1 protein-coding gene is annotated in these 1,976 nt (G+C 51.7%); it reads right to left on the reverse strand.

Annotated features, from left to right (window positions below):
• Positions 1–1,976, reverse strand: a 1,976-nt coding sequence (locus BBG47_RS27805; protein ID WP_139070811.1) for a non-ribosomal peptide synthetase, incomplete at both ends; no start/stop codon positions are given.

Here is a 1,976-nt window from a genome sequence, read left to right on the forward strand (position 1 = left end):
GCCGACAAATGCCCACCAGAACAGCTCCCAAACAGATACGTCGAACGTGATCGCCGTCTTCTGCATAATTGTGTCATCCGCGCCAATCGGGTACCTCTTCTGCATCCACAACAAGCGGTTGATGACTGACGTATGCTCGACCATAACCCCTTTCGGACGTCCGGTCGTACCAGATGTATAGATGATGTAGGCGATATCGGTTGGCTTGTTGACCACCTCAAGGTTAGAGCAATCCTGATCGTAAGAGCCAGCATCATCCAGATTAAAAATGCGACCTGTAAAATCAATTGCTTCACCCGCACTGCCTTGAACAATCAGCACTTGAGCCTCGGAATCGTCCAGCATATATCGGATGCGCTCTTCGGGATAATCCGGCGCGATCGGCACATAGGCGCCGCCAGCTTTCAATATCCCCATGATGCCAACCATTAGCTCTAACGATCGTTCCGCCATAATGCCGACGATCTGATCCGGAACAACGCCTGCTGCTCGCAGTGTCCGCGCCAACTGATTGGCACGATCATTCATCTCCTGGTAGGTCATCGTATCTGCTCCGTACAACACCGCCGTCGCATCCGGCGTCCGCTGAACCTGCTCCTCGAACATCCGATGAATCATCTGTTCGCGAGGATATTCGACTTCCGTATCATTGAATGCCGTCAGCAGCTCTGCCTTCTCGTCGTCGGTCGCCAGACGGACATCTTTCACAGCAATGGCCGGATCAGCTGTTACCTGCTCAAGGACGTGAATCAGATGCTGCCGCACTCTCTCCATATCTGCTCGATCATACATGGCGGCATTGTACTCGAGGCGAATCATCATATCCTCGCCAGGCATCACGACGAGATTGAAATCATAGCTCGTCTGCTCGGCTACCCGCACGTCAGTAATGTTCAATTGTCCCCGCTCATCACCAGCCTGTTCCATTTGCTCTTCCATCGGGTAATTTTCGAACACCAGAATATGATTAATCAAATCCTGCTTATGAGCGCTGAGCGCCTGTATGTCATACAGCGGATAATAATCATACCGCCCTGACTCCAGTGCCTTCTCCTGAAGTTGCTTCATCACGTCGGCAAATCTGTCATCCGCTTCACACACAACACGAATCGGAATGGTGTTAATGAATAGTCCAATCATGGATTCAATGCCTGGGATTTCCGCCGGTCTGCCCGATACGACTCCGCCGAATACAGCGTCGCCGGTATTGTTGTACTTCTGCAAAATAATGCCCCATGCCGCCTGCATTAGCGTGTTCAGCGTCAGCTGATGCTGCTTCGCTACCCGATGCATCTTCGCAGTTAAAGCCTCGCCCAGTTCAAATACGAGATTGTCACTAATATATACATCGCTGCGCCCGCTCGATTTCTTCTGAGGAAGAACCGTTTGCTGATCGTAATCCGACAGATAGTCGCTCCAATACTGGGATGCAGCTGTGTAATCCTGCTTGTACAGCCATTCAATATAGAGACTGTATGGCGATGCTCCCGATCGGCTGCTTGACCGTCCATTTACGGAATCGGAATACGTCTCGAGCCATTCTTGCGTGAGCTGCGGCAAGCACCAGCCGTCCATCAGAATATGATGAGAGCTCCAAATGACATGACTGCAGTTCACGCTCGTCCGCAACACGGACACCCGCATGAGCGCATCGCGCTCCAGATTGAAGCCCCGCTGCTTGTCAGCTTGCGCCATCGCTTCAACTCGATCCTGCTTCTCATGCTCCGGCAATTCCGTTAGATCCTCGTAACTAAATTCCAGATTCTTGTTCCGGTATACAATTTGCAGCAATTCTCCGTTCCAGCCGCTGAAGAAATTGGTGCGAAGCACCGCATGGCGCGTCGCGAGTACATCTAGGCTGCTTGCGAATAGCTGAACGTCAAGCTCTCCTTGAATCGTAAAGCGAGTCTGTTCAAAATAAGCGCCCGCTTGACCGTCCATCGCATTATGGAACCACATTCCCTTCTGCATCGGCG

It is taken from the genome of Paenibacillus sp. KS1 (assembly GCF_001680695.1).
In the GTDB taxonomy this organism is placed as follows: Bacteria; Bacillota; Bacilli; order Paenibacillales; family Paenibacillaceae; genus Paenibacillus_B; species Paenibacillus_B suaedae.